Origin of the sequence: Streptomyces sp. NPDC014861 (assembly GCF_043081625.1) — a bacterium.
Classification (GTDB): Bacteria; Actinomycetota; Actinomycetes; order Streptomycetales; family Streptomycetaceae; genus Streptomyces.
On the sequence record NZ_JBIBWV010000010.1, the window covers coordinates 13456 to 38064 of the forward strand.

At 75.6% G+C, this 24609-nt stretch carries 13 protein-coding genes; 3 read left to right on the top strand and 10 right to left on the bottom strand.

From position 1 onward, the window contains the following. The first annotated feature begins 152 nt into the window (after positions 1–152). Complete coding sequence (locus ACF1BN_RS21140; RefSeq protein ID WP_392333114.1) at positions 153–1259, top strand: PI-PLC domain-containing protein; 1107 nt, start codon at positions 153–155, stop codon at positions 1257–1259. 83 nt (positions 1260–1342) lie between these two features. Here the strand turns inward: ACF1BN_RS21140 and ACF1BN_RS21145 are convergent, their stop codons facing one another. The 8 genes from ACF1BN_RS21145 to ACF1BN_RS21180 all read right to left on the bottom strand — a co-directional run bounded on the left by ACF1BN_RS21145 (position 1343) and on the right by ACF1BN_RS21180 (position 19383). Continuing rightward, entirely contained in the window at positions 1343–3184 is a 1842-nt protein-coding gene (locus tag ACF1BN_RS21145; RefSeq protein WP_392333291.1) for a N,N-dimethylformamidase beta subunit family domain-containing protein, read from the bottom strand. A 65-nt stretch (positions 3185–3249) separates the two neighbouring features. Next, entirely contained in the window at positions 3250–4650 is a 1401-nt protein-coding gene (locus tag ACF1BN_RS21150) for a condensation domain-containing protein (RefSeq protein WP_392333292.1), read from the bottom strand. Positions 4651–4721: 71 nt separating this feature from the next. Continuing rightward, positions 4722–5147 (bottom strand): phosphopantetheine-binding protein, encoded by a 426-nt coding sequence (locus ACF1BN_RS21155; RefSeq protein ID WP_392333115.1) that lies wholly within the window; start codon positions 5145–5147, stop codon positions 4722–4724. Then, positions 5144–5368: an MbtH family protein gene (locus ACF1BN_RS21160; RefSeq protein ID WP_376599195.1), complete on the bottom strand. Its 225-nt coding sequence runs from the start codon at positions 5366–5368 to the stop codon at positions 5144–5146. Before ACF1BN_RS21160 ends, ACF1BN_RS21155 begins: the two co-directional genes overlap by 4 nt. After that, positions 5365–8484, bottom strand: a complete 3120-nt coding sequence (locus ACF1BN_RS21165; RefSeq protein ID WP_392333116.1) for an amino acid adenylation domain-containing protein — start codon at positions 8482–8484, stop codon at positions 5365–5367. The genes ACF1BN_RS21160 and ACF1BN_RS21165 overlap by 4 nt, the downstream gene beginning before the upstream one ends. Next, on the bottom strand, positions 8481–10052 hold the full coding sequence (locus ACF1BN_RS21170; RefSeq protein ID WP_392333293.1) for an AMP-binding protein: 1572 nt from the start codon (positions 10050–10052) through the stop codon (positions 8481–8483). The genes ACF1BN_RS21165 and ACF1BN_RS21170 overlap by 4 nt, the downstream gene beginning before the upstream one ends. A 17-nt stretch (positions 10053–10069) precedes the next feature. After that, on the bottom strand, positions 10070–16105 hold the full coding sequence (locus ACF1BN_RS21175) for an amino acid adenylation domain-containing protein (protein WP_392333117.1): 6036 nt from the start codon (positions 16103–16105) through the stop codon (positions 10070–10072). Then, positions 16102–19383, bottom strand: coding sequence for an amino acid adenylation domain-containing protein (locus ACF1BN_RS21180; RefSeq protein ID WP_392333118.1), 3282 nt, complete (start codon positions 19381–19383; stop codon positions 16102–16104). The genes ACF1BN_RS21175 and ACF1BN_RS21180 overlap by 4 nt, the downstream gene beginning before the upstream one ends. Before the next feature lie 604 nt (positions 19384–19987). Here ACF1BN_RS21180 and ACF1BN_RS21185 point away from each other — a divergent pair. Next, positions 19988–21856, top strand: a complete 1869-nt coding sequence (locus tag ACF1BN_RS21185; protein WP_392333119.1) for a glycosyl hydrolase family 18 protein — start codon at positions 19988–19990, stop codon at positions 21854–21856. A gap of 243 nt (positions 21857–22099) precedes the next feature. Then, positions 22100–22744: a T6SS immunity protein Tdi1 domain-containing protein gene (locus ACF1BN_RS21190; RefSeq protein WP_392333120.1), complete on the top strand. Its 645-nt coding sequence runs from the start codon at positions 22100–22102 to the stop codon at positions 22742–22744. Between the two features lie 52 nt (positions 22745–22796). Here ACF1BN_RS21190 and ACF1BN_RS21195 read toward each other — a convergent pair whose 3' ends face one another. Beyond that, positions 22797–23705 carry an arginase family protein gene (locus ACF1BN_RS21195; protein ID WP_392333121.1) on the bottom strand — a complete coding sequence of 303 codons (909 nt, stop codon included), beginning with the start codon at positions 23703–23705 and terminating at the stop codon, positions 22797–22799. 17 nt (positions 23706–23722) lie between these two features. Beyond that, complete coding sequence (locus tag ACF1BN_RS21200; RefSeq protein ID WP_392333122.1) at positions 23723–24409, bottom strand: TetR/AcrR family transcriptional regulator; 687 nt, start codon at positions 24407–24409, stop codon at positions 23723–23725. Positions 24410–24609 lie beyond the last annotated feature (200 nt).

Here is a 24609-nt window from a genome sequence, read left to right on the forward strand (position 1 = left end):
TCGAGCTGGTGTGCCTCACGGGTTCCCGGGTGTCCGCAGTGCCCCGGATCGGAGAGGTGGTGCGCCCGGGGGGTGGGGTCGGTGGCGGTCGCGTCCGGCCCGAGCCCGTCGGGCAGGGGGCAATCTCCCGAAGAGCGGCTATTCTTCCGCGCATGTTAAACGTGGACATGTCAAGCCTGCGGAGGTCCGGTGCGGGACGCGGGGGAAGCGCCCGGTACCTCGCCGCCCTTCTGCTGCTCCTGCTGAGCCTCCTGGCGACCCCGACCGTGGCGAGTGCCGCCCCGCCGCCCGCACCCGCCCGCGCCGCGACGGCCGCCGCCGTCCCGGCCGGCGCGGGCCAGGCAGGCGCCACCGCCGCCGCGACACAGGCCCGGGCGCGGTGGGGCGACAAGCGGCTCGACGAGGTGAGCTTCCTCGCCACCCACAACGCCTTCACCAACTACGAGGACGCGCGCTGGACCTCGGTCGCCCAGTCCGAGTCGATCCGCCATCAGCTCGACAACGGGGTGCGCGGACTGAGCCTGGACACCCACTGGTATCAGAAGAGCCGGTGGCTGTGCGTCATCAGTTTCGGCAGCGACTGCTACCCGAGCGACGTCTACCTCTGCCACGGCGAGTGCAAGACCTTCGCCGGGGTCACGTACGCGCTGCCCCGGCAGTCCTTCCACGGCAGCATGCAGACCGTCGTCGACTTCCTCGCCGCGAACCCCACCGAGGTCGTGAGCGTCTTCCTGGAGGACTACGTCAGCGCCCAGCAGCTGGGGAACTCGCTCGGCCGGGTGCGCGGCCTCGACCAGATGCTCTTCCGGCCCGACGCGTGGAACGTGCGCGGGCAGGGGTGGCCGCGGATGACTGACCTCATCGCCTCCGGGAAGCGCCTGCTGATCTTCAGCGACGAGGGCGACCGCGAACACCTCGGCGTCATGCACGACAAGGCCTGGACCGTCAGCAACTACTGGAGCCTCGGCGACCTCGGGAACGACGTCTCCTGCGTCACCCGCTGGGCCGACGTGCCACTGGACCGCAAGGAGCCCGGCTTCCGGCGCCTGTTCACCATGAGCCACCACCGCAACGTACCCACGGTCATCAACGCCGCCCTCGACAACGGCGCCAAGCTCCGCGACCGGATCGACCAGCGGTGCCGCCCGGCCGCCGGCGGGCGCGACCCGAACTTCGTGGCCGTCGACTTCCACCGCCTCTCCGACAGCAGCGGCCACACCCCGGCCTCGATCGTCGCCGGGCTCAACGCCCGGAACTGACCGGACCGGGCCCACCCGCCGTGCCGCCCGGGGCCGGGGCCTCCGGCGCCTGCCACCGCGACCGAGGCCCCGCCCGGCGGTCCTCACACCCCCGGGTGGCTGATCAGCCGGTCGTCCTCCGTCGCCGCCAGCAGGCGCCCCGCGTACGCGGCGAGGGCCCGGGACGGCGGGAAGGACACCGGCGGCGCGGCGGGTGCGAAGGGCGCCTCGGTGAGGACGGGCGCGCGGGTGAGGAGGCCGTCGGGAGTCACCGCGTGGAGCCGGGCCCCGAGGACCGTCAGCGCCGAGGCCTTGCCCGCCGGGCCCAGCCGTCGCCACGGGGCGCCGAAGTCGCCGGCCGGGCGCGCGTGGAGGGTGTCGTCGTGCGGGGTCACCGCGAACAGGCTGTTGTCGCACATCGCCAGGGCCGTCGTCCCCGCCGGAACGCGCCCCGCCGGGAGCCACGGCGCGGGCCCCGGCACCGGCGCCCGGTGCACCAGCCGGTCGTCCCCGGTGACCGCCAGCAGCGCCAGCGGCATCGGGTGGGAGGCCTCGCGCGGCGCGGTCAGGCAGCGCAGTTCGGGCGTCGGGGAGCCGTCGGCGGGCGGGCACGGCGTCCAGGGGAGGTTCTGCTCCGACGGCTCGCGGTGGAGCAGCGTCCGGCCGTCCTCGGACACGGCGAAGAGCAGCCCCTCGCACACGGCGAGCGCCCGCAGCCGGGGCGCCGGGCCGACGGTGTGCCAGCGCGGGGCCGGGACGACACCGGAGAGCCGGTCGAGGACGTTGCGCGTGACACGGTCGACCGCCGGATCGTGCAGCGCGCGGCCCCAGTTGATGGTGGCGGCGTTGAAGACGGTGCCCGCCCCGGCGCGGAAGACGCCCATGGTCGCCCAGCCGCCCTGCCCGTACGTCCGCCAGTGCCGCAGGTCGGCGGTGGCGAGCACGGCGAACGACCGGGGCGTCCCGTCACGGCCGGTGGCCCGCGGCACGCCGGCCGACCAGTCCAGCTCCGCCGCGTCCGTCTCGTACCCCAGCGCCCCGCGCGCGAAGGCGTCCCCGTCGCGCAGCCCGGTACCCTCGAAGACCCAGTGGCCGGCGAAGCGGACCGTGTACGCCTCGCGGCCGATCAGCGCCATCCCGTCACCCCACGCCCCCGCACCCTGCCGGAAGCTGACGCCGGTCATGGTGTTCTCCGGCCGGTCGACCGGGGAGCTCGACCACTCGACGGTCGCCCGCGCCGGATCCATGGCGGCGACGGGATCGGCGGCGGCGTCGCGGTGGCAGACCATCGTGCGGCCCCCGTCCTCCAGCCGGATCTGCCACCAGGCGGTGTTGCCGGCGAAGACGGCGAGGTTCCCGCCGCGCCGCACGAACCCCTCGACGGAGTCCCGCATCTCCGCCGTCCAGTACTCGTCGTGCCCGTTCACGACCAGGAGCCGGTAGGGCGCGAGGAGACCCGGCCCGTCGTGCAGGTCGAAGCCGGAGCAGTACTCGACGGGGCGCCCGGTCCGGTGCAGCCAGCGCAGCAGCGGCTCCTCCCACCGCTCCGGCGGCGGCCCGCCGCCCGGCGCGGCGAGGGACACCCGTGCGGCCCGGGTGGGCTGCTCCGCGTAGTAGATGCTCCGGCCGGGCTCGCCCGCCCGGTGGTACGCCCGCCACGTCGGAAAGGGGATGGAGACGAGTACGGAGGAGGCGGCACCCGGCCGCGCGGACCGTACGGCGAACCACACCTCGTGCTCGGCGTCCCGCTCCGGCGCGGGCGTCTCCGGACGGGCGTCGTGGAACGACGCGCGGTACAGCGAACTCGGCCACGCCTCCGGCACGTCGAGCGTCCAGCCCGGCCCCGTGACGTCGGCCTCCGCCACGACCCGCTCCGCCACCACGTCCGTGACGACCACCCGGCCCCGGAACCGGCCCCCGTCGCCCGCCGCCACGTGGAACCGCATCCGCCCGCCCTGCGCGCAGGACGTCGTGTCGGCGTGGGCGAGCGGCCGGGGCACTCGCCCGCCGCTCACCGGCGGGCCTCCGGTCCCGCGAGGAGCCCGGACAGCCGGGAGAGCGGCGGCGGGCTGCCGGCCGCGGACGCGACCACGACCTCCTCGATGCCCCGCAGATGGGCGTGGATCGCCTCCGGCGGCAGATAGGCCGTGTCGGCGGTGAGGGTGACGGTCAGCGCGGCGGCGTCGCCGGTCAGGTGCAGGCAGTAGCGGCAGGCCACCCGCTCCTGCGTCGCCGGGAAGTCGAGGACGGTGCGCCGCCGCGACTCCGCCAGCTCCGCGGCCGTCGGCGCCGGGCCGGTGGCCGCTGCCCGGTCCACCAGACGCATGTCGTTGAAGCAGCAGTACGGGTGCACCTCGGCGCCCCGGTCGCGGGCCGCGCGCTCCAGCAGGGCGTCCCAGCCGACCGGATCGTAGGCGGCGGCCCGGTACCCGGCCAGCGCGGCGGGCCACGCCCCGGCCAGCAGATCCGTGAAGACCGCCTCGCCGTCAGGATCGTCCGGCAGCTCCAGCACGAACAGCGCGTCCTGCGACAGCGTGCTGACCAGGGTCCTCCGCCGCTCCGCCGCCCGGTTGCCCGCGATCGGCATCACCGCGGCGGCGCGGTGCCCCTGGCCGGCCGCGACCAGCGCCGCGGCGGCGGTCAGCAGCACCGTGGAACCGCTCACCCCGTGGGCGACCGCCACCGCGTCCACGGCACGCGGCAGCGCCGCCGAGACCAGCCGACCCGTCCAGAAGCGCGGCCGCAGCGGCTCCGCCACCCGCTCCGCGAACATCGTCGGCGGCACCTGCGCCAGCCCGCGCTCCCAATGCGCCAGCGCCGCCTCGCTCGCCCGGCGCCCGGCCGGACCGCGCTGGTGCCGGGCGAGGTCCAGCGGCGTCTCCGGACAGACCGGCCCCGCGGCCCCGCGCCGCACCAGCAGCCGCAGGTCCCGTACGAGGACCTCCGCGGCGTGCCCGTCGGCGGCCAGGTGGCACAGCGCGAGCACCGCGTGGGTGATCCGCCCGCCGCTGCGCACCGCGCCCAGCCGCACCGGCCACTCCTCCGCGTAGTCGAACCGGTGCCCGGACAGCTCCGCCAGCAGCGCGGCGGCCGTCTCCCCGGCCCGGTCCGGGTCGGGCTCGTCCCGCACGAGGAGCGCGGCCCGTCCCTCCCCGTGGAGCCGCTGCGCCGGCTCGCCGCCCTCGACCGCCACCCGTGTGCGCAGCGCCTCGTGCCGTACCAGCAGGGCGGCGAGCGCCGTGCGGAGGCGGGCGGTGTCCACCGGGGCGCCCCGGTCGGCGAGGGGCAGGACCCTGCCGAGGTTGAAGTAGTGGTCGTTGGGCGCGGTCCGGCCGATCGCGTGCCAGAGGGCGCGCTGGCCCCACGTGAGGGGCGCGTCGCCCGACCGCCCGCCGGCGAAGGGGACGTCCAGGACCTCGTCGGGGACCGGGCCGTCCCCCGGCGGCGCCTGCCGCTCCGGGGCGGCGCCGGTGGCGGTGGGGCTCACGGCGTGGCCTCCGCCCCGAGCCGGACCAGGCGCTCGGTGAGGCCGCGCAGGCCCTCGGTGTGCAGGGTCCGGTCACCGAGGTCGACGAAGACGCCGTACGTCTCCTCCACGGCGTCGACCAGGCGCAGCAGGGAGAGCGAGCTGACGCCGAGGGCGGCGAGCGGTTCGGTGGAGTCGAGCAGCTCCCGTACGCCGACCGTCCCGTCGGTGGACCGCGACACGAGCGCGGCCACCTGCGGACGCAGGGCCTGCGCGGCGTGGGAGAGGACGGTGTCCGGCGGGGTGTCCGACGGCCACTCGCCCGCCGCCCGCTCCGCCGACGCGCTCTCGTCCGACGGCAGCGCGCGCGACGGCGGCGCTTCCGACGGCAGTGTGCCGGACGCCCGCGTGTCGGACGGCAGGGCCCGCTCCGGCGCGCTCATCGGGCCTCCGTCCGGCCGTCGGAGCGCTCGGCGGCCAGCCGGCGGCGCAGGCTGAGCGGGCGGATGTCGGACCAGACGCGGTCGACGTGGGCGACGCACTCCTCCTCGGTGCCGGCGAAGCCCTCGGGCCGCCAGCCCTCGGGCAGCGGGGCGCCCTCCGGCCAGACGGCGTGCTGCTCCTCGTCGTTGACGACGACGGCGTAGCGGGTCTCGTTGCTCATGACTGCTCCTCGCGCAGGGTACGGACGACGGCGGCGACGTCGCGTGCGGTGGGTGTGTCGAAGAAGACGTCCAGCGGGACGACGGCGCCGAGGCGCTCGTGGATCCGGGCGGCGATGGCCGTGATGGTCAGCGAGTGGCCGCCCAGGTCGAACAGGTCCTCGTCCGGGGTGAGGTCGTCGAGTTCCAGGACCTCGCGCCAGATGGCCAGCACGGCGGCGCCGACCGGATCCGGCGCCTCGTCCGCCGGCGGAGCGGCGGCCGGCTCGGGGCGGACGGCCTCCGGCTCCGGCAGCGCGGCGCGGTCCAGCTTGCCGTTGGGCGTCAGCGGGAAGGCGTCCAGGACGACGTACGCCCCCGGGAGCACGGCCGCCGGGAGGGAACCGGCGAGGAAGGCACGCAGCGCGTCGGGTTGCGGGGCCGCGCCGGACGGGACGACGTAGGCGGTGAGGCGGCGGTCTCCTTCCGGGCCGTGCAGGACAGCCGCCGCCTGGGCGACCGCGGGGTGCCGGGCCAGCCGGGCCTCGATCTCGCCCAGTTCGATCCGGTGGCCCCGCAGCTTCACCTGGCTGTCCGAGCGGCCGAGGAACTCCAGGACCCCGTCGGCACCGCGCCGGACCAGGTCGCCGGTGCGGTACATGCGGCTGCCGGGAGGTCCGTACGGGTCGGGCAGGAAGCGGGTGGCGGTGAGCCCCGGCCGCCCCCGGTAGCCGTGCGCGACCCCCGCGCCGCCCAGGTACAGCTCGCCCGCGATGCCGTACGGCACCGGCCTCGCGTCGGGACCGAGCACGTGGACCCGGGTGTTGGCGAGCGGGGAGCCGAGGGAGACGGCTCCCCCGGCGGTGAGAGCGGGTTCGGCGAGCGTGGACCAGATGGTGGTCTCGGTGGGGCCGTAGACGTTGACCAGCCGCGTGGTCGCGGCCGTCAGCCGGGCGGCGAGGGACGCGGGCAGGGCCTCGCCCCCGGTGAGCGCGGTCGGGACGGGGCAGCTGTCGTCGAGCCCGGCGTCGAGCAGCAGCCGCCAGCCGCTCGGCGTCGCCTGCACGTGGGTGACGCCCTCACGCCGGATCAGGCCGAGCAGCGCGGGCCCGTCGCGGTGGGCGCCCTCGGGGACGAGGACGACCCGGCCGCCCGTGGTCAGGGGCAGCAGCAGTTCGACGGCGGAGATGTCGAACGACAGCGAGGTCAGCCCCAGCCAGCGGTCCTCCGGGCGGGACCCCAGGTCCTCGGCGAGGCCGCCCAGGACGTTGGCGAGGGCGGAGTGCGGCACCTCCACGCCCTTGGGCAGGCCGGTGGAGCCCGAGGTGTACAGCACGTACGCGGGGAGGGAGGGGTCGGGCAGCGGCAGGGACGGCACGGCGGCGCCCGCGCCCGGGGCGAGGTCCGCCGGGCTGAGGTCGCCGGCACCCTCCGGGGCGAGGGTGACGCGCAGGGCGAGGCCGGCGTCCTCCCGGACGAAGGCCAGCCGCTCCGCCGGGTAGCCGGGATCCAGCGGCAGGTGGGCGGCCCCGGCGGCCAGCGTGCCGAGGACGGCGACGAGCTGGTCGAGGCCACGCGGCAGCCCGATGCCGACGAGGGTCCCCGGTCCGGCGCCGTGCCGGGCGAGCGCCGCCGCGGCGTGCGCCACCCGGCGGGTCAGCTCGGCGTACGTGATCCGCTCGCCGTCCGCGACGACGGCGACCGCGTCGGGGCGTTCCGCCGCCCGGGCGGCCAGCAGCGCGGGGACGGTGCGCGCGGCGAGTTCCGGGCGCGGGGCGGGCGCGGCGAGCTGATCGCGCAGCTCGTCCCCGTCGAGCAGCGGCAGTTCCCCGAGCGGGGTCGTGGGATCGGCGAGGGCCGCGTCGAGGAGCCGCGTCCAGTGGCCGACGATCCGGCGGACGGTGCCGGTAGTGAGACATCCGCCGCCGTCGGCGGCCGGGCCGTCCGTGCCGGGGACCGCCCCGGCCGTGCCGTCGTCCTGCCCGGGCGCGTGCCCGAAGGGCGGCGCGGTGCGGAACTGCGCGCTGCCGTGGATCTCGTCCCCGCCGTCCACGAGCTGGAGGTGGAGGAGGTTGCGGACGGCGCCGGGGAAGCCGATCCAGCGCACCCCGGCGGCCACGGCCCCGAAGTCCGGAGCGGGCGCGGCGGGCCGGCGCCGGTAGCTGACCGACAGCGGGGTGAGCGCCGTACGCGGGGCCAGGCCGCGGACCGCCTGACCGAGCGGGACGGCCCGGTGCGGGTACAGCGCCCGCAGCTCCCCCCGCACCGCGCGCACCCAGTCCTCGAACGGCAGACGGACCGGATCCCGGTCTTCGACGGGGCCGACGCGCAGGGGCAGTTCGTTGACGGCGAGGCCGACGCCCACCGGCGCGCCGGGCGTCCGCAGGGACAGCTCGATCGCCGTGGAGGGGGCGGGATCCCCGTACCGGACGAGGAGCGCGTGCCAGGCGGAGAGGAGGAGTTCGAAGCGGGTCACGCCGAGCTTCCCGGCGGCCTCAGCGAGCGCGGCGCAGCGCCCGGCGTCCAGCAGGAACGGCACCTCGGCGCCCGGCGCGGCCACCAGGCCGCCGTCCGCGGGCGGCACGAGACCGGGCAGGACGGGCGCGCCCGGCCCGTACCCGCGCTCCTCCCAGTACGCGCGGGCGGCGGCCAGCACCTCCGGCGCGGGCGGGCCCGCCGGCGCCTCGGCGGCGGGCGGCAGGGGCTCGCCGCGGTAGGCGGCGGCGAGGTCGGCGACCAGCCGGTCCTTCGACTCGCCGTCGAGGACGAGGTGATGGGCGGCGACCAGGAGGACGTGGCACTCCGGGCCCGTACGGAACAGGGTGAAGCGGCAGAGGGGACCGGCGTCGGCGTCGAAGGGCGCAGCGCGTTCCCGGGCCAGGGCGGCGTCCAGCTCCTCGGGCGCGCAGTCGGCGCGACGGGGGGCCGGGACCTCGCAGCGCTGGACGGAGCCGTCCGGCCCCGGCCGGCTCGTGAGCGCCGGGTGGTGCGCCGTCACCGTCCGGCAGGCGCGGTCGAGGGCGTCGGTGTCGAGCGGGCCGGCGAGGTCGAGGGTGACGGCCAGGTGGTAGGCGCCGCCGGTGTCGCGCGTGCGCTCGGTGAGCCAGATGCCGTGCTGGGCCGGGCTGAGCTGGGTCATGGGGTGGCCTCGCGGGGGTCGTGGGTGAGGATCCGGCGCAGCTCCCGCTTGAGGACCTTGCCGCCCTCGTTGCGGGGGAGCGAGTCGAGGAACAGGACGGTGGCGGGGAGCTCGTGGGCGGACAGCAGGTCCAGGAGGAAGGCCCGCAGGGCGGTCGCGGTCAGACCGTCGCGGTCCCCGCCGCTGCCCACCGGGTCCGTGCCGCGCGGGACGACGGCGGCGGCCACCACGCTCCCCAGGACGGGGTGCGGGACGCCGACCGCGGCGGCGTCCACGACGTCCGGATGGGCGTGCAGCGCGTTCTCGACCTGGAGCGTCGAGACCTTGTGGGCACCGGACTTGACGACGTCCCGCTCACGGTCGAGGAGGTGCAGGAAACCGTCCTCGTCGACCCGGCCGAGATCGCCCATCCGGGTCCAGCCGTCACGGAACACCCCGTCGTCGCCGTCCCCCAGGTAGGCGCGAGGGGCCCCGGGGGAGCGGAGCCACAGCTCCCCGGGCTCGCCGGGCGGCAGCGGGCGACCGGCCGCGTCGGTGACACGCAGGTCGGCCAGCGACGCCGGCCGGCCGGGCGACTCCGGCCGGTCCGCGTCGAAGAGCAGCGTGACCTGGGCGGGGGCGGCCTCCGTGGACGTGTAGTAGTTGACGACCTGGGCCGGGGCGAACGCCCTGCCGAGTCCGAGCGCCACCTGCTGCGGCAGGGCCGCCGCCGTCGAGCCGACGAGGCGGACGGTGTCGAGGGCGCCGCTCCCGGCGGCGGTCGCCAGGGCCGGTGAGCCGAGGAGTTCGATCGCCATGGCGGGGACCACGAACACGCTGCCCACGCCGTGCTCGGCGATGGCCCGGAGGAACCGCGCCGGGGTGAACTGCGGCGCGGTGACACAGCTCGCGTGCGCGTTGAGCGCGTTGACGAGCATGGTCTGGCCCGCGTTGCTGCCCACGGGGAACGCGTGCAGGAAGGTACGGGAGTGGCGGAGCGGCCGGCGCCGCTCGTCGCGCGTGCAGCCGTGCGCCAGGTTCGTGTGCGTGGCCACCACGCCCTTGGGCATTCCGGTGGTGCCGGAGGTGTACAGGATCTGGGCGGGGGCCGCCGGGTCGGGCTCGGGGAACCCCGGGGCGACGGGATGCCCGGCCGCGTCCTCCTCGGTGAGCACCCGCAGGCCCGGCGGCGTGCCGGCCGGCAGTCCGGGGCCCGCGTGCACGAGGAGGCGGGCCCCCGAGTCCGTCAGGGCGTGCCCCAGTCCGGCGGGTGCCATCCGGTCGGAGAGCGGGACGGCGACGCCGCCGGCCCGCAGCACGGCGAGGAACGCCACCGCGTACTCCGTCCACCGGTCCGTGCCGAAGCACAGCCCGACCCGGTCCCCGGCGGCGAGCCCGGCCGCGCGCAGGGCGGCGGCCAGAGCGCCGCTGCGGTCCCGCCAGTCGGCGAACCCCAGCCGCGCCGGGCCGTTGACGATCGCCGTACGGTCCCCGTGCGCGGCGGCCCGGTGGGCGAGCAGCGCCGGCAGCGTGGCGGGAGGGGGCGGGGGAGGACCAGAGGGGGAGCCGCCGGTCCCTGGGCGGCGGATCGCGGGACGACCGTGCGTCACGGGGCACCCGCCTTCGCCCGCCGACCGGCGGCGTCCGTCTCCGCCGCGTGGTCGATGGTGGGTGTCCGCGTGCCGGGGCCCGTGGCGTCCGTCTCCGCCGAGTGAGCCGCCGTTCCCGTCTCCGCCACGCGGTCCGCCGCGCCCGATGCCGCGCGCCGCCCGGCGGCGTCCGCCGCCCCGCCTCGGTCCGCCGCGCCCGCCTTCGCCCGGCGGTCCGCCGCGGCCCGGGCCCGCTCCCGCAGGCCGACGAGGTCGTCGGGCTCCGCGTCGGGGACGTCGCGGTCGAAGCGGGCCAGCGTCGGCAGCCGGAGACCGAGGACGACCAGTCCCGCCATCGCCAGCCCGAACAGCACGTACATCAGGGCGATGCCGCGGCCGGGACCGGTGCCGACGAGCGGTCCGAAGACCGGGGCGAGGGCACCGCCGGGTTCCATCAGCGGCCCGAAGAACGCGGAGCCGAGCGGGGCGACGACGCCGTGGCCCAGCGGGATCGTGGACCAGGCGACCAGCGTGTTCAGGGCGAACACCCGCCCGTGGAACCGCTGCGCCACCTTCGTCTGGACGATCGTCGCGTAGATCCCGTTGACCAGGGCGAGGGCGAAGGACATCCCGAAGGCCCCGAGGGCGACCACCCACAGGTTCGCCCGCAGCCCCGTCACGGCGCCCGCCAGGGCGAGGAGTCCGGCGAGGGCGAGCATGCCGCGCAGCCGGTGCCGGCGCGGCCCGCCCCAGAAGCCCATGGCCACACCGCCCAGGATCGCGCCGGCGCCGCCCGCGACCGCGACCCGGGCCGCGCCGCCGAGGTCGTCGAAGGCGAGGACCAGCGGGGTGGTGAGGAGGAAGAGCGGCGAGAGGAAGACGTTGAGCCCGGCGAACCACAGGAGCATGGAGCGGAAGCCGCGGTGCCGCCACGCGTGCGTGAAGCCGTTGCGGATCTCCGCGACGAGGGACTCGCGCCGGGTCCAGGGCAGTGTGCGCGGGAAGCGCACCACGAGCAGGATCCCGATGGCCACGGCGTAACTGATCACGTCGATGACGAGGATGCCGCGCAGCCCGATCGCCGCCATCAGCGCGACGGCGGCCAGCGGCACGACGAACTGCGCCGTGCCGAAGGCGAGCTGGACGATGCCGTTGGCGTGGCCCAGATAGCGCTTGGGCACGAGCTGCGGCACGGCCGAGGCGTACGCGAGCCGCTGGAAGGTCAGGGCGACGGAGAGCACCCCGAGCAGGACGTACACCTCCCACGACCGCAGCTGGCCGGTGAGGAGCAGGACGAGCAGTCCGGCCTGGGTGGCGCCGGCGGCGATGTCGCCGACCAGCATCACCCTGCGCCGGTCCATCCGGTCGACGAGCGCGCCGGCGAGCGGGCCGACGAGGATGCCGGGGAGCATGGCGACGACCGCGTACAGCGCGTACCGGGCCATCGACCCGGTCTCCAGGAGGATCCAGATCGGCAGGGCGAACTCGGTGAGCGCGGAGCCCATGATGGAGGCGAGCTGACCGCCCGCCACCAGCAGGAAGCGCCCCATGCCGGGCTGAGGTCCGTCGTCCGGCTCCGCACCGGGGGCCGGGCCGTCGCCGGCTCCGGGGGCGGGGCCGGGCGTGGACCCCGGCGCGTCGGCGGCGCCGGTCCCGGAAGCCGGCCCGACGGCCGTCGGATCGGCGGTGACCGGTCCGCCGGTCTCCGGTGCCCCAGCGTCGGAGGCGGGCCCCGTCTCGCCGTGGAACCACCAGGAGTTCTCCGGGTCCGCCGCGGGCAGCGCGTCGGTCGTGCCGTCCAGGACGGCCCGGTGCACGCGGGTGACGGCCTCCGCGACCTCGACGGCCCGGTAGGTGATGAAGAAGTGCCCGCCCTCGTCCAGCACGGCCACGGCGGACCGTTCGGCGAGGAGCAGCCACTCCCGGTAGCGCTCCTGGTAGAAGTCGGCGGCCGGGTCCCGGTCGCCGACCAGGGAGACGAGCGGCGCCTTCAGCCGGGGAGCGCCGTCGGCGACCTCCGCGATGGCGCGGGTGAACCAGTCCTCCGCGGCCAGTGTGTCCCGGCGCATGTTGCCGATGACGAACCGGACCTGCTCCTCGTCCAGCTCGGAGGTGTCGACGCCCATGCCCGTCAGCCAGTTGGCGTACGTCCGGTCGCCCACCAGCGGCTCCAGCGAGGCGATCTTCCCGAGGGCGGTGAGGACGCGGCTGCGCGGCTTCGCGAAGGGGTACTGGGCGCCCGCGTACACACCCTCCAGCTCCCGGCCGGACGCCTCCAGGGAACGCGCGACGGCGACGGCGAGGGCGGTGCCCACGGCGCAGTGGCCGTAGACGACGAGCGGGCCCTCCACCCGCTCCCTCACCTCCGCCGCGATGCCCTCGGCGAGGTCGTCGAAGGAGAGCCGCTCCTCGGTCACCCCGAGGTCGTGCCCGGGGATGGCGACGGCCCACAGCTCGGTGTCGGCGGGCAGCGCGTCGGCGACGGGCTGGTACACGACGGCGCTGCCGCCCCCGTACGGGACGCAGACGAGGGTGAGCCGCCGCCGCTCGGCGGGGACCGCGCGGGTCAGCCGGTGCAGCAGGGACCTCGGGCCGCGCTCCCGCTCGTCCACGGCGGCGACGGCGGCGAGCTCGCGGACCGTGCGGTGGGTGAACAGGTCCATCACGCTGATCGGGCGGGCCCCGGCCTCCGCCAGCCGCTTGCGGGCCTTGGCCACGACCTGCGTGGCGAGCAGCGAATGGCCGCCGAGGTCGAAGAAGTTCTCGTCGGCGCCCACCCGGGGCAGCCCCAGGACCTCCGCCCAGATCTCGGCGAGGACGAGCTCGGCCGGTGTCTCCGGCTCGGCCGCCCCGGCCGCGCGGTGGACCGTCGGGACGGGCAGGGCCCGCCGGTCCAGCTTGCCGTTCGGGGTGAGCGGCAGCGCCGGTACGACGGTGAACGCGGCCGGCACCTGGTGGTCGGGGAGCGTGCGGCGCAGTGCGGCGCGCAGCGCGGACGGGTCGGGCTCGTCGGCGCCGGCGGCGGCCACGAGGTAGCCGACGAGGCGCTTGTCGCCGGGCCGGTCCTCGCGCAGCACGACGGCGGCGTCCGCGACGCCGGGCTGGGCGCGGAGCGCGGCCTCGGTCTCGCCGGGCTCGATCCGCAGACCGCGCAGCTTGATCTGCTGGTCGATCCGGCCGAGGTGTTCGAGCGTGCCGTCCGGCCGCCGGCGCGCGAGGTCGCCGGTGCGGTAGAGCCGGGAGCCCGGCGGGCCGTACGGGTCGGGGACGAAACGGGTGGCGGTGAGGCCCGGGCGCCGGTGGTAGCCCAGGGCGACGGCGGTGCCGCCGATGTGGAGCTCGCCGGGGGCACCGGGCGGCACCGGGCGCAGCCGGTCGTCGAGCACGTAGAGGCGGGTGTTGTCGATGGGGAGGCCGATGGGGACGGTCTCCATGGGCCCGGCGCACTCCCAGGCGGAGACGTCCACCGCGGCCTCGGTCGGTCCGTACAGGTTCGCCAGCGCCAGGCCGGGCAGCCGCGAGGTCAGCTCGCGGGCGGCGTCCGGAGGCAGCGCCTCGCCGCTGCACACCACACGGCGCAGCCCGGCGCAGCGTTCCACGCCCTCCTCGGAGAGGAAGGCGGTGAGCATGGCCGGCACGAAGTGGGCGACGGTGACGCCGGCGGACACGATGAGGTCGCGCAGGTAGCCGCTGTCCTTCTGCCCGCCGGGCTTGGCGAGCACGATCCGCGCGCCGGTGGTGAGCGGCCAGAAGAACTCCCAGACCGACACGTCGAAGCCGGTCGGGGTCTTCTGGAGGACGGCGTCCTCGGGCCCGATCCGGTACGCCTCCTGCATCCACCGGATGCGGTTGGCGATGGCCCGGTGGGTGTTGGGCACGCCCTTCGGGCGCCCCGTCGAGCCGGAGGTGTAGATGAGGTAGGCGGTGTCGTCCGGCCGCGGGCCGGCGACCCCGCCACGGGCGCGCGGCCACTCGGCGGGGTCGTCCAGGAGCAGGACGCGGGCGGCGCAGCCGTCGGGGGTGGCGAGTCCGCGCTGGGTGAGCAGGACCGGGGCGTCGCTGTCGGCGAGCAGGAAGGCGAGCCGTTCGGCCGGGTAGTCCGGTTCGAGGGGGGTGTACGCGGCTCCGCTGCGCAGCACCCCGAGGAGCCCGGCGACGAGTTCCGGCGAGCGCTCGGCGCTCACCGCGACCAGATCGCCGGGGCCGACGCCCTCCGCGGCGAGGCGGGCGGCGATCCGCTCGGCCAGGGCGTCCAGCGCGCGGTACGTCAGGGCGGGCCGGTCCTCGACGGCGACCGCCACGGCGTCGGGGGTGCGGGCGGCCTGCTCGGCGAAGAGGGCGGTCAGGGTGGTGGCGGGCCGGTCGACAGCGGTGTCGTTGAACCGCTCGGTCTCGAAGGCCCGCTCCTCGTCGGTGAGGGCGTCGAGGCCGGACAGGGGGACGTCGGGCGCGGCGGCGACCGCGTCGAGGAGCCGTCCGAGGTGGGACGCGAGGGCGGCGACGTCCTCCTCGGCGAACAGGTCGGTGTTGTAGTTGAAGGAGCCGTACAGGCCCTCCGGCCACTCCTGGAGGAAGAGTTCGAGGTCGAACCGGGTGCCGCTCGCCCGGATGCCGAACGGCTCCACCTCCAGGGGAAGATCGAGTGCGGTGTCGTCGCGCTGCACGGCGTAGTTCTGCACGGCGAGGACGGCCTGGAAGACCGGGGGGCGCGAGACGTCGCGGGGCACGTTCAGCTCGCTGACCAGCTGGGCGAAGGGCAGCTCCTGGTGGGCGTACGCGTCGAGGCAGGTCTCCCGGGTGCGGCGGACCAGCTCGGCGAAGGAGGGATCGCCCTCCAGCCGCGCGGGCAGCGCGAGCACGTTGACGAACATGCCGACCAGCGGCTCCAGTTCGGGCTCCGGACGGCCGGCGACGGGCGATCCGACGGCGAAGTCGCGCCGCCCGCCGTAGCGGGACAGCAGGACCTGGAACGCGGCCAGGAGCACCATGTGGGGGGTGGCGTCGTGCCGGTCGCCGAGGGCGGTCAGCCGGTCGAGCAGCGGCCGGTCCACGGAGAAGGCGTGCCCGGCGCCCTCGAAGGTCTGCCGGGGCGGCCGGGGCCGCGAGAAGGCCAGCTCCAGCGGCTCGACGCCGCCGAGCTCGCGTCCCCAGTGCGCGAGTTCGGCGGCGAGCCGTTCACCGCTCAGGCGCTCGCGCTGCCACAGCGCGAAGTCGCCGTACCGCACGGCGAGTTCCGGGAGCGGGTCCGGCGCGCCGGCGACCCGGGCCGCGTAGCTCCGCAGCACCTCGCCGAGAAGCACCTCGCTCGACCAGCCGTCGCTCACGCTGTGGTGGACGAGGAGCAGGAGGACGTGGTCGTCGTCGGCGAGCCGCACCAGCAGCGACCGGAACAGGGGTCCCTCCTCCAGGTCGAAGGGGACCGCGGCGGCCTCGTCCACGATCCGCTCGGCGGCGGCCTCGTCGGCCGCCTCCGCGAGGGTGAACACGGCAGGTCCGGGCGGGTCGACGACGAGCAGCGGACGCCCGTCGCCGGTCGCCGGGTAGCGGGACCGCAGCGTCTCGTGGCGGGCGACGCTCGCGTCGAGCGCCGACCGGAGCGCGTCGGCGTCCAGCGAGCCGCGCAGCCGTCGGACGACGGGGATGTTGTACGCGGAGGTCCCGGGCGCGAACTGCTCCATGAACCACAGGCGTTCCTGCGCGAAGGACAGCGGGACGGGCGCTCCCGGGGCACGGCGGGGAATGACGGCCGCGGGCTTCGCCCGCGACGCCAGCCGCCGCCGGAGCAGCTCACGCTTGGCGTCGGAGAGGGCGGGCGCGGGAGGACCGGACGCCGGGGCGGACGCGGGGGCGGGCCGGGGCTCCGGGGCCGATTCGGCCGCAGGCGCGGTACCGGAGACCGGCGGGGACGCCGGGGCGGGCCGGGGCTCCGGCGGCGCGCCGGCCGGAGCCGTGGTGCCGGAGGCCGGGGCGGGCGGGGGAGCGGCGCCGGTGGCGCGGGCGGGCGCGGGTTCCGGGGACGGGTCGGCCGGAGTCGTGGTGTCGGTGGTGCTCATGACGTCGGTCGGCTTCCTTCCAGGGCGTCCTGGGCGGCCAGGAGTTCGACGGCGGCCGCCTCGGACAAGGTGTCGATCTCGGCGGCCAGGGCGGCTTCGACGGCCTCGGCGAAGGCGGCCACCGTGCGGTGGGTGAAGAGCGCGCGGAGCGGTACGGACAGGTCGACGGCGGCGCGGACGCGGGCGACGACCCGGGTGGCGAGGAGGGAGTGCCCGCCCAGGGCGAAGAAGTCGTCGTGCGCGCCGATCCCGGCGACGCCCAGGACCTCGCCCCAGACGTCGGCGACCAGCTCCTCGGCCTCCGTGCGCGGCGGCACGTGCGCGGCCCGGGGCACGGCTCCCGCGTCCGGCGCCGGCAGCGCGGCCCGGTCGAGCTTCCCGTTCGGGGTGAGCGGCAGCGCGTCCAACAGGACGAAGGCGTGGGGGACGGCGTGCGGCGGCAGCACCGGGGCGAGACCGCCGCGCAGGGCGTCCGCGCCGGGCGCGGGAGCGTCAGGGGCGGGGACCACGTAGGCGACGAGAACGTCCCCGCGCGCGGTGACGACCGCCCGCCCGACGCCCGGGAGCGTGAGGAGCGCGGCCTCCACCTCCCCCGGCTCCACCCGGTAGCCGCGCACCTTGACCTGGTCGTCGATGCGGCCCAGGAACTCCAGCGCCCCGTCGGCCCGGCGCCGCACCAGATCGCCGGTCCGGTAGCGGCGGGCGCCCGGCGGCCCGTCGGGGTCGGGGACGAAGGCGCGGGCGGTCGCGCCGGGCCGGCCCAGATAGCCGTCGGTCACGCCGGCACCGCCGATGACGAGCTCCCCGGGGGTTCCGGGGGGCACCGGACCGCCGTGCCGGTCGAGGACCGCGACCGTCGTCGCGCCGATCGGACGCCCGATCGGCGGACGCGCGGTGCCGTCCTCGTCGCCGAGGACCGCCGTGGTCGCGATGATCGTCGTCTCGGTGGGGCCGTACGAGTTGACCACCCGCACCCGGTCGCCGAACCGCGCCCGCCAGGCCGCGACGGCGTGCGGCCGCACCTGGTCGGCGCCCAGGATCAGCAGGCGCAGCCGGTCCGGCCAGGGGGTCTCGTCCAGGTCGGCGACGAGGTGGTGCCAGTAGGGCGTGGGCAGGTCGAGCACGGTGACGCCGGCGGCGTACGGCTCGGCCAGCTGGTCCGGGAGGGTGGTGTCGGGCCGGGCGGTGACGAGGACGGCACCGGCGGCGAGCGTGGGGAACAGCTCCTCGGCGCTGGTGTCGAAGGAGAGCGTGGCGTACTGGAGCACACGGTCGTCGCCCGTGAGGCCGTACCCCTCGCGCATCCAGGCGACACGCGCGGCGAGCGCCCGGTGCGGCACGAGCACGCCCTTGGGCGTGCCCGTCGAGCCGGACGTGTAGATGAGGTAGGCCGGGTCGTCGGGTCCGGCTTCGGCCTCGGCGGGCGGTGCCGACGGCGCGCCCGGCAGGGGCTCCGCCGGGTCGGGGAGTACGGACAGGAGCGGGACCGGACCGGGGAGCCCGTCGGCGGAACCGTCGAAGGTGTCGGGGAAGCCGTCGGGCAGGGTCCCGTCCGGGGTGACGAGCAGCGCGGCGCCGCTGTCGGCGAGCATGAAGGCGAGCCGGGAGACGGGGTACGCGGGGTCGAGCGGGAGGTAGCCCGCGCCGAGGCGCCAGGCGGCGAGCATGGCGACGACGGCTCGCGGCCCCCGGGGCAGGCACAGCGCGACCAGGTCGCCGCGGGTGACGCCGCGCGCGGCCATCCGGGCGGCGAGCGCCCGGGAGGCGTCGGCGAGCGCGCCGCGGGTCAGGCTCTCCTCGGGGCCGACGACGGCGAGGGCTCCGGGCCGCTCGGCCGCCGCCAGGTCGACGGCCCGGAGCACGGTGGAGGCGGCGGGTCCGGTGAGACGGGGGCCGCGGGACCCGTCGTCGAGGAGCCGGAGTTCGTCCGCGTCGAGCAGGGGGAGCCGGTGGACCGGCGTCTCCGGGGCGGCGAGGGCGGCCCGGAGGAGCGTCTCGAAGCGGGACGCGAACGCGGCGGCCGTGCGCGCGTGCAGCAGGTCGGTGCGGTAGCCGAGCACGACGTGCAGGTCGTCCCCGTCCGGCCGGATGTCCAGGCCGAGTTCGAACTTGACCGCGGTGTGCCCGCCGTCGGTCTCGGCGCACGCCAGATCGGCGAAGCCCTGCTCGCCGAGCGCGCCGCCCTCATGGGTGTGGACGGCGAGCAGGGTCTGGAAGATCGGGGTGCGGCCCGCGTCCCGCTCCGGCCTCAGCTCCTCGGTCAGGCGCTCGAAGGGGATGCGCCGGTGGGTGAGCGCGCGCAGCCAGTCGGAGCGGGTCCTGCGCAGGGCGGCGGTGAAGGTGGGGGCTCCGGCGAAGTCGGCGCGCAGGACGAGGGCGGACGAGAAGTAGCCGATCGTCCGCTCGCTGTCGACGGTGTCCCGCGCGGCGGTGGGCACGCCGACGCAGAAGTCGTCCTGTCCGGTGCTCCGGTGGAGCACGCTCGCGTAGGCGGTGGCGAGCACCATGAAGGGTGTGACGCGGTGGGCCCGGGCGAAGGAGTCCAGGGCGGGACCGATCCCGCGCAGCACCTGGGTGTGGTAGGCGCCGGAACTGCTCGGCTCGGCCGGTCTGGGGAGGTCGAGCGGCAGCTCCAAGGCGGGCGCACCGGCCAGGTGGTCGCGCCAGTGGGCCAGCGCGGCGGCGGCCTCGGGACCGTCGAGCCAGGCGCGTTCGGCTGCGGCGTGCGCCCGGTAGGAGGGCACGGGGGGAAGATCGAGTGCGCGGCCTTCTCCGTAGGCCGCGTAGTGCTCGGCCAGTTCGCTCCGGAGCAGTCCGAGCGACCAGCCGTCCGCGACGATGTGGTGCAGGACGAGACAGAGCAGGTGCTCCTCGTCGGCGGTGCGCAGCAGTACCGCCCTGAGCAGCGGCCCGGCGGCCAGGTCGAACCCCGCGTTGGTGAGCCGGGCCAGCGTCTCGGCGGTCTCCCGCGCGCCACCGCCCCGCAGATCGCGACGGTCGAGGGAGACGGGACCGGGAGCGTCCACGACCGCCGAGGGCCGTCCGTCCTCGGCGGGGAACCGCGTGCGCAGGGCCTCGTGGCGGGCGACGACCGCGTCGAGCGCCCGCCCCAGCGCCGCGCTGTCGAGCACGCCGCCGAGCCGCAGCACGTACGGAATGTTGTACGCGGGGTTCGCCGGCTCCAGCTGGTCCAGGAACCAGAGCCGTTCCTGCCCGACGGACAGCACTCCGGCGTACTCGTCCACGACGCCGGCCGGCGGCCCGACTCCCGAGGTCACCACATGGACTCCTGTTTCGACGCAGAGCGCGGCGCCGTCGAGGGCGCGGCACGGAAGGGAACCGGGCGTACCTGAAAGGAACGGTTCCGGACATGAAGAGAGGAGGTGTCCGGGGGATCAGGAGCCCTCGTGGGGCGGCCGCCGCGACGGCTCCGATGCTAGGGAGGGCCCGAGGCGAGGTCAATGGTCTGGACCACGAGATCGTGTCGATCTCCCACCGTCGGAGGCCTTTCGTCGCAGTTGAGAGCGGTGCGCGGGTCGTCGCCGCGCGGCCTGTCGGGGTGCCCCCTCCCGCGTGGGTGTCCGAGGGCCGCGTCCTGTCGGCGGGTGCGAGGGGCTGATGCGGCGGCGCGCGCCGAGAAGGTCGCGTCATGGCCGGAAGTGCGCGCCGGTGGGTCGGGCGATCCGCTCGTTCACCGGCCGGCGCGTGCATCACCCACGTAACAGCCTTTTGGTCCATACCACTTGACGATTGGTCTAGTCCTTCCTAGTGTCGCGGCAACACTGCGGTGGGTGCGGAGGAGGGACACCAAGCACCCGGCCACCCGCAGGGTCGACAGGACAGGGGACACCCCTGTCCGCCGAACCCCTCCGAGGAGCACCCTTGAGCACTCATACGCGACGGCGCAGTACCGGATCGCCATGGCGAATCGTCCCGAACACGCGGTCCAAGGCCCTCGCGGGCGCCACCGCGCTGCTCCTCCCGCTGGGGGCCATGGTCGCCCTGGCCGCGCCCGCGGAGGCGGCGAGCTCGGCCACCGCCACGTACGCCAAGGCCTCCGACTGGGGCTCCGGCTTCGAGGGCAGGTGGACGGTGAAGAACACCGGCACCACCACCCTCACCTCCTGGACCGTCGAGTGGGACTTCCCCGCCGGCACCAAGGTCAACTCCGCCTGGGACGCCACCGTCACCAACTCCGCCGACCACTGGACCGCCAAGAACCTCGGCTGGAACGGCACCCTCGCCCCCGGCGCCTCGGTCTCCTTCGGCTTCAACGGCAGCGGAACCGGCGCCCCCACGGGCTGCAAGCTCAACGGCGCCTCCTGTGACGGCGGCACCACCAACCCCGGCGACAACGCCCCCTCCGCGCCCGGCGCCCCGGCCGCCTCCGCCATCACCGACACCTCGGTGAAGCTCACCTGGGCCGCCGCCACCGACGACAAGGGCGTCAAGAACTACGACGTCAAGCGCGGCGGCACCACCGTCGCCACCGTCACCGGCACCACCCACACCGACACCGGCCTCACCGCGGGCACCGACTACAGCTACACCGTGGTGGCCCGCGACACGGCCGACCAGACCGGCCCCGCCTCCGGCGCCACCCCGGTCCGCACCACCGGCGGCGGTGGCGGCGGCGAGAACCCCGGCGGCAACGGGAAGATCAACCTGGGCTACTTCACCAACTGGGGCTCCTACACGGTGAAGAACCTCGTGACCTCGGGCTCCGCCCCGAAGATCACGCACATCAACTACGCCTTCGGCAACGTGCAGAACGGCAAGTGCGTCCTCGGTGACCCCTACGAGGACCACCAGAAGTCCTACACCGCCGCCCAGTCCGTCGACGGCGTCGCCGACACCTGGGACCAGCCGCTGAGCGGCCACTTCAACCAGCTGCGCAAGCTCAAGGCCCAGTACCCGCACATCAAGGTCCTGTGGTCCTTCGGCGGCTGGACCTGGTCCGGCGGCTTCGGCCAGGCCGTGCAGAACCCCGCAGCCTTCGCCAAGTCCTGCCACGACCTCGTCGAGGACCCGCGCTGGGCCGACGTCTTCGACGGCATCGACCTGGACTGGGAGTACCCGAACGCCTGCGGCCTCACCTGCGACAGCAGCGGCCCCGCCGCCTTCAAGAACATGATGCAGGCCATGCGCGCCGAGTTCGGCCCGAACAACCTGCTCACCGCCGCCATCACCGCCGACGGCTCCAGCGGCGGCAAGATCGACGCCGCGGACTACGGCGGCGCCGCCCAGTACATCAACTGGTACGACGTGATGACGTACGACTACTTCGGCACCTGGGCCGCGCAGGGCCCGACCGCCCCGCACTCCCCGCTGACCTCGTACCCCGGAATCCCCGCGCAGGGCTTCAACTCGGCCGACGCGATCGCCAAGCTGAAGGCCAAGGGCGTCCCGGCCTCCAAGCTGCTCCTCGGCATCGGCTTCTACGGCCGCGGCTGGACCGGCGTCACCCAGTCCGCGCCCGGCGGCAGCGCCACCGGCCCGGCCGCCGGCGTCGAGCCCGGCAACCAGTACTACAAGGTCCTCAAGACCACCTGCCCCGCCACCGGCACCATCGCGGGAACCGCCTACGCGCACTGCGGCACGAACTGGTGGAGCTACGACACCCCGGCCACCGTCGGCACCAAGATGACGTGGGCCAAGAACCAGGGCCTGGGCGGCGCGTTCTTCTGGGAGTTCAACGGTGACACCACCGACGGCGAACTCGTGAACGCGATCAGCAACGGCCTGAAGTAGGCGCCGACCCCTTCCCGAGCGAGCAACCGGCCCGCCCGCCCCGACCGAGGGGCGGGCGGGCCGTCGCACGTGCGCGACCGACCCGGGCTGTCGCATGTCCGGGAACGGGGGGGTGCGGTCTCGGAGGGGGCTGGACCGTTCGGGCCATCGCGGCCTCCCTCCGCGGACGGCGCAGCGGGTCGGGAAGCGCCGTCCGCGGCACGGTGGCACCATCGGCGAGGTCGAGACCACCGAGGAGTGGACATGTCCCTGGAGATTCTTCTTCGCCGCTTCCCCGTGACCGGCACGGCGGAGTCGACGGCGCCTGGCGAGGGCCGGTACCCCGTGCCCGCCACGCTCGCCGGCCTGTTCGAGCGGGTGGCGGGGAGCGTCCTCGTGGACGGTTTCCTGCGGTTCCACACGCCGGACTCCGCCCGGGAGTCCTACGAGGCCTGCGCCCGCATGATCGAGGGCATCGAGGGGCGCTACTACCCCTTCGCCTTCGACTGGACGGGCCGCGAGCTGCTCTTCGACATCCGCGACCCGGAGGCCAGGCCCCGCCACGTCATCGCGGTCGACCCGGCCGAGGGCGAGCACTTCACCACGGGCCTGACCGTCGACGAGTTCTTCGAGGCCGCGGCCGACGAGGACGAGGACGCCCTGGCCTACCCCTACTACCAGGAATGGCGGGAGGCCGACCCCGGGGCGGGGCCGCTGGGCTTCGGCCAGGTGGTCGGCTACAAGGTGCCGTTGGCCCTGGGCGGCACGGACGAGGTCACGAACATGGAGGTCACCGACCAGCGGGTGTACTTCGAGCTGTGCACCCAGCTCGCCCTCCAGCTTCGCGACCTGCCCGAGGGCACCCGGATCGACGGCGCGGCCGTCACACCCCCGGACGCGGGAGCCTGACGGCCGTGCGAGACGGCTTAGCCCGCGCGGCGGCGGAGCCGGCCCCCGCTCGTCAGTCCGCGGCGGCGGGTCCGCCGAGGGCGTCGACCAGGAGATCGGCGAGGAGCGCGCCGGCCGTGCCGTCCGGATCCAGGTCGGGGTCGTAGATGGTGACGTTGAGGCCCACGCAGCGCTCGGAGGCGAGCAGCCCGGTCAGGAGGGGGAGCAGCTCGTGGGGCAGCAGGCCGTCCGGGTCCGGGCTGTCGACGGCCGGCATGACGGAGGGGTCGAGGACGTCGGCGTCCAGGTGTACCCAGAACCCGTCGAGTCCGCCGTCCTCCAACGCGGCGAGAGCGGTCGCGGCCCGTGCCTGCCCGCCGTGCTTCCGGATCTCTCCGACCGTGCTGACGGACATGCCGGCCCCGGTGAGCTCCGTCCGCTCCTCGTCGTCGTCGCGGATGCCGAAGAGGTGGACGTCGCCGTCACGCAGGTAGGGCCGCAGTCCTTCCAGGTCGGTGAGGTCCCGCTGCCCGCGGCCGGTGGCGAGTGCCAGTTCCTCGCCGGCGGCGGCGCCGACGCTCGGGGCGTTGCCCGGGTGCCGGAAGTCGGCCGAGGCGTCGACGGCGGCCAGCCCGTACCGTCCGAGGCGCCGCAGCGCCAGCGAGGCCCCGAGCTGGATGGAGCAGTCCCCGCCGAGGACGACGGGGAAGTCCCCGGCGCGGACGTGGCGTTCGACGCGATCGGCGAGTGTGCGGGTGTACGCGGCGAGGGCCGCCGCGTGGAACACCCCGTCGCCCTCGCGCCAGTCACCGCGGTCGTAGCGGGGCGGCACGACGACCCCGCCCTCCGTGGCGTCCAGGCGTCGCAGTAAGCCCTGTTCGCGCAGGGCTCCGGCCAGTTTGTAGCAGCCGGGGACCGCCCCGGGGGCCGGCGGGCGCAGCCCCAGATTGGAGGGGGCGTCGATGAGCACGATCTTCTTCATGGGCCCATCCTGGGCGCTCAGGCGCCGCCTCGACCAGGTCCGGTCGCCGCGTCCTCGGCCGCGGGCCGGACCGGCGCGAGCCCCGCGAGGAGGGCGGTGACCGCGCGATCGGTGGAGGAGGCCATGTTCACCCGGTCCGGCGCCAGCAGCCACTGCACCTGAAGGCCGTCCATGACGGCGATGATCGCGTTGGCCGTGTCCTCCACCGAGGTGTCGCCCTCGATCTCGCCGAGCTCGCACGCCTCCCGGAGGGCTTCGGTGACCATCGCGCGCAGCCCCTCGTAGCGGGTGCGGAAGTACTCCTGCGCGGGATGCCCGTCGGTGACGCTCTCCGCCGACAGCACCGCGTACAGCCGCACGATCCCCTCGCGTTCGGCGTTGCGGGACGCGGTGTCGACCAGGTGCCGCAGGAACGCCAGGCCCCGGGGGCGCTCCGTGCCCAGCTGCTCGATGTCGCTCGCGTCGCGCTTGTCCAGCACGCTGGTCAGCAGATTCGCCTTGGACCTGAAGTAGTGCAGCACGCCCGCCTGCGTCAGGCCGGCCAGGTCCGCGATCTCCTGCAGCGAGGCGTTGTGGTAGCCGCGGGCGGCGAACGTGTCCATGGCGATGCGCAGGATGTCCTGCTGCCGCTGCTTGGCCTCCGGACTGCGGGGCGTACGCGGCTGCGTCTTGCGGTTCGTTCCGCTTACCGACTGGTTACTCACCCGCCCAGCATAGGTCCCTCGCGCTCGCGGTGATCGACTTCCCGACGACAAGCGCTGTCTGTGATTCAGGTCACTTACTAAGTACTTAGCAGGTGTGCTTTCATGTGGCCGTCATCACGACGACACGCCGCTGTCACGGCACGACGACACGTCGTCGCCACGGCACGAGGACATGCCGCCGCCACGGCTCGAAAGGATCC

Excerpts from the sequence above, each read along its gene's own strand:
- ACF1BN_RS21140 (WP_392333114.1), top strand. The coding sequence starts at position 153 with ATGTTAAACGTGGACATGTCAAGCCTGCGGAGGTCCGGTGCGGGACGC.
- ACF1BN_RS21145 (WP_392333291.1), bottom strand. The coding sequence starts at position 3,184 with ATGCGGTTCCACGTGGCGGCGGGCGACGGGGGCCGGTTCCGGGGCCGG.
- ACF1BN_RS21155 (WP_392333115.1), bottom strand. The coding sequence starts at position 5,147 with ATGAGCGCGCCGGAGCGGGCCCTGCCGTCCGACACGCGGGCGTCCGGC.
- ACF1BN_RS21160 (WP_376599195.1), bottom strand. The coding sequence starts at position 5,368 with ATGAGCAACGAGACCCGCTACGCCGTCGTCGTCAACGACGAGGAGCAG.
- ACF1BN_RS21165 (WP_392333116.1), bottom strand. The coding sequence starts at position 8,484 with ATGACCCAGCTCAGCCCGGCCCAGCACGGCATCTGGCTCACCGAGCGC.
- ACF1BN_RS21175 (WP_392333117.1), bottom strand. The coding sequence starts at position 16,105 with ATGAGCACCACCGACACCACGACTCCGGCCGACCCGTCCCCGGAACCC.
- ACF1BN_RS21190 (WP_392333120.1), top strand. The coding sequence starts at position 22,100 with ATGTCCCTGGAGATTCTTCTTCGCCGCTTCCCCGTGACCGGCACGGCG.
- ACF1BN_RS21195 (WP_392333121.1), bottom strand. The coding sequence starts at position 23,705 with ATGAAGAAGATCGTGCTCATCGACGCCCCCTCCAATCTGGGGCTGCGC.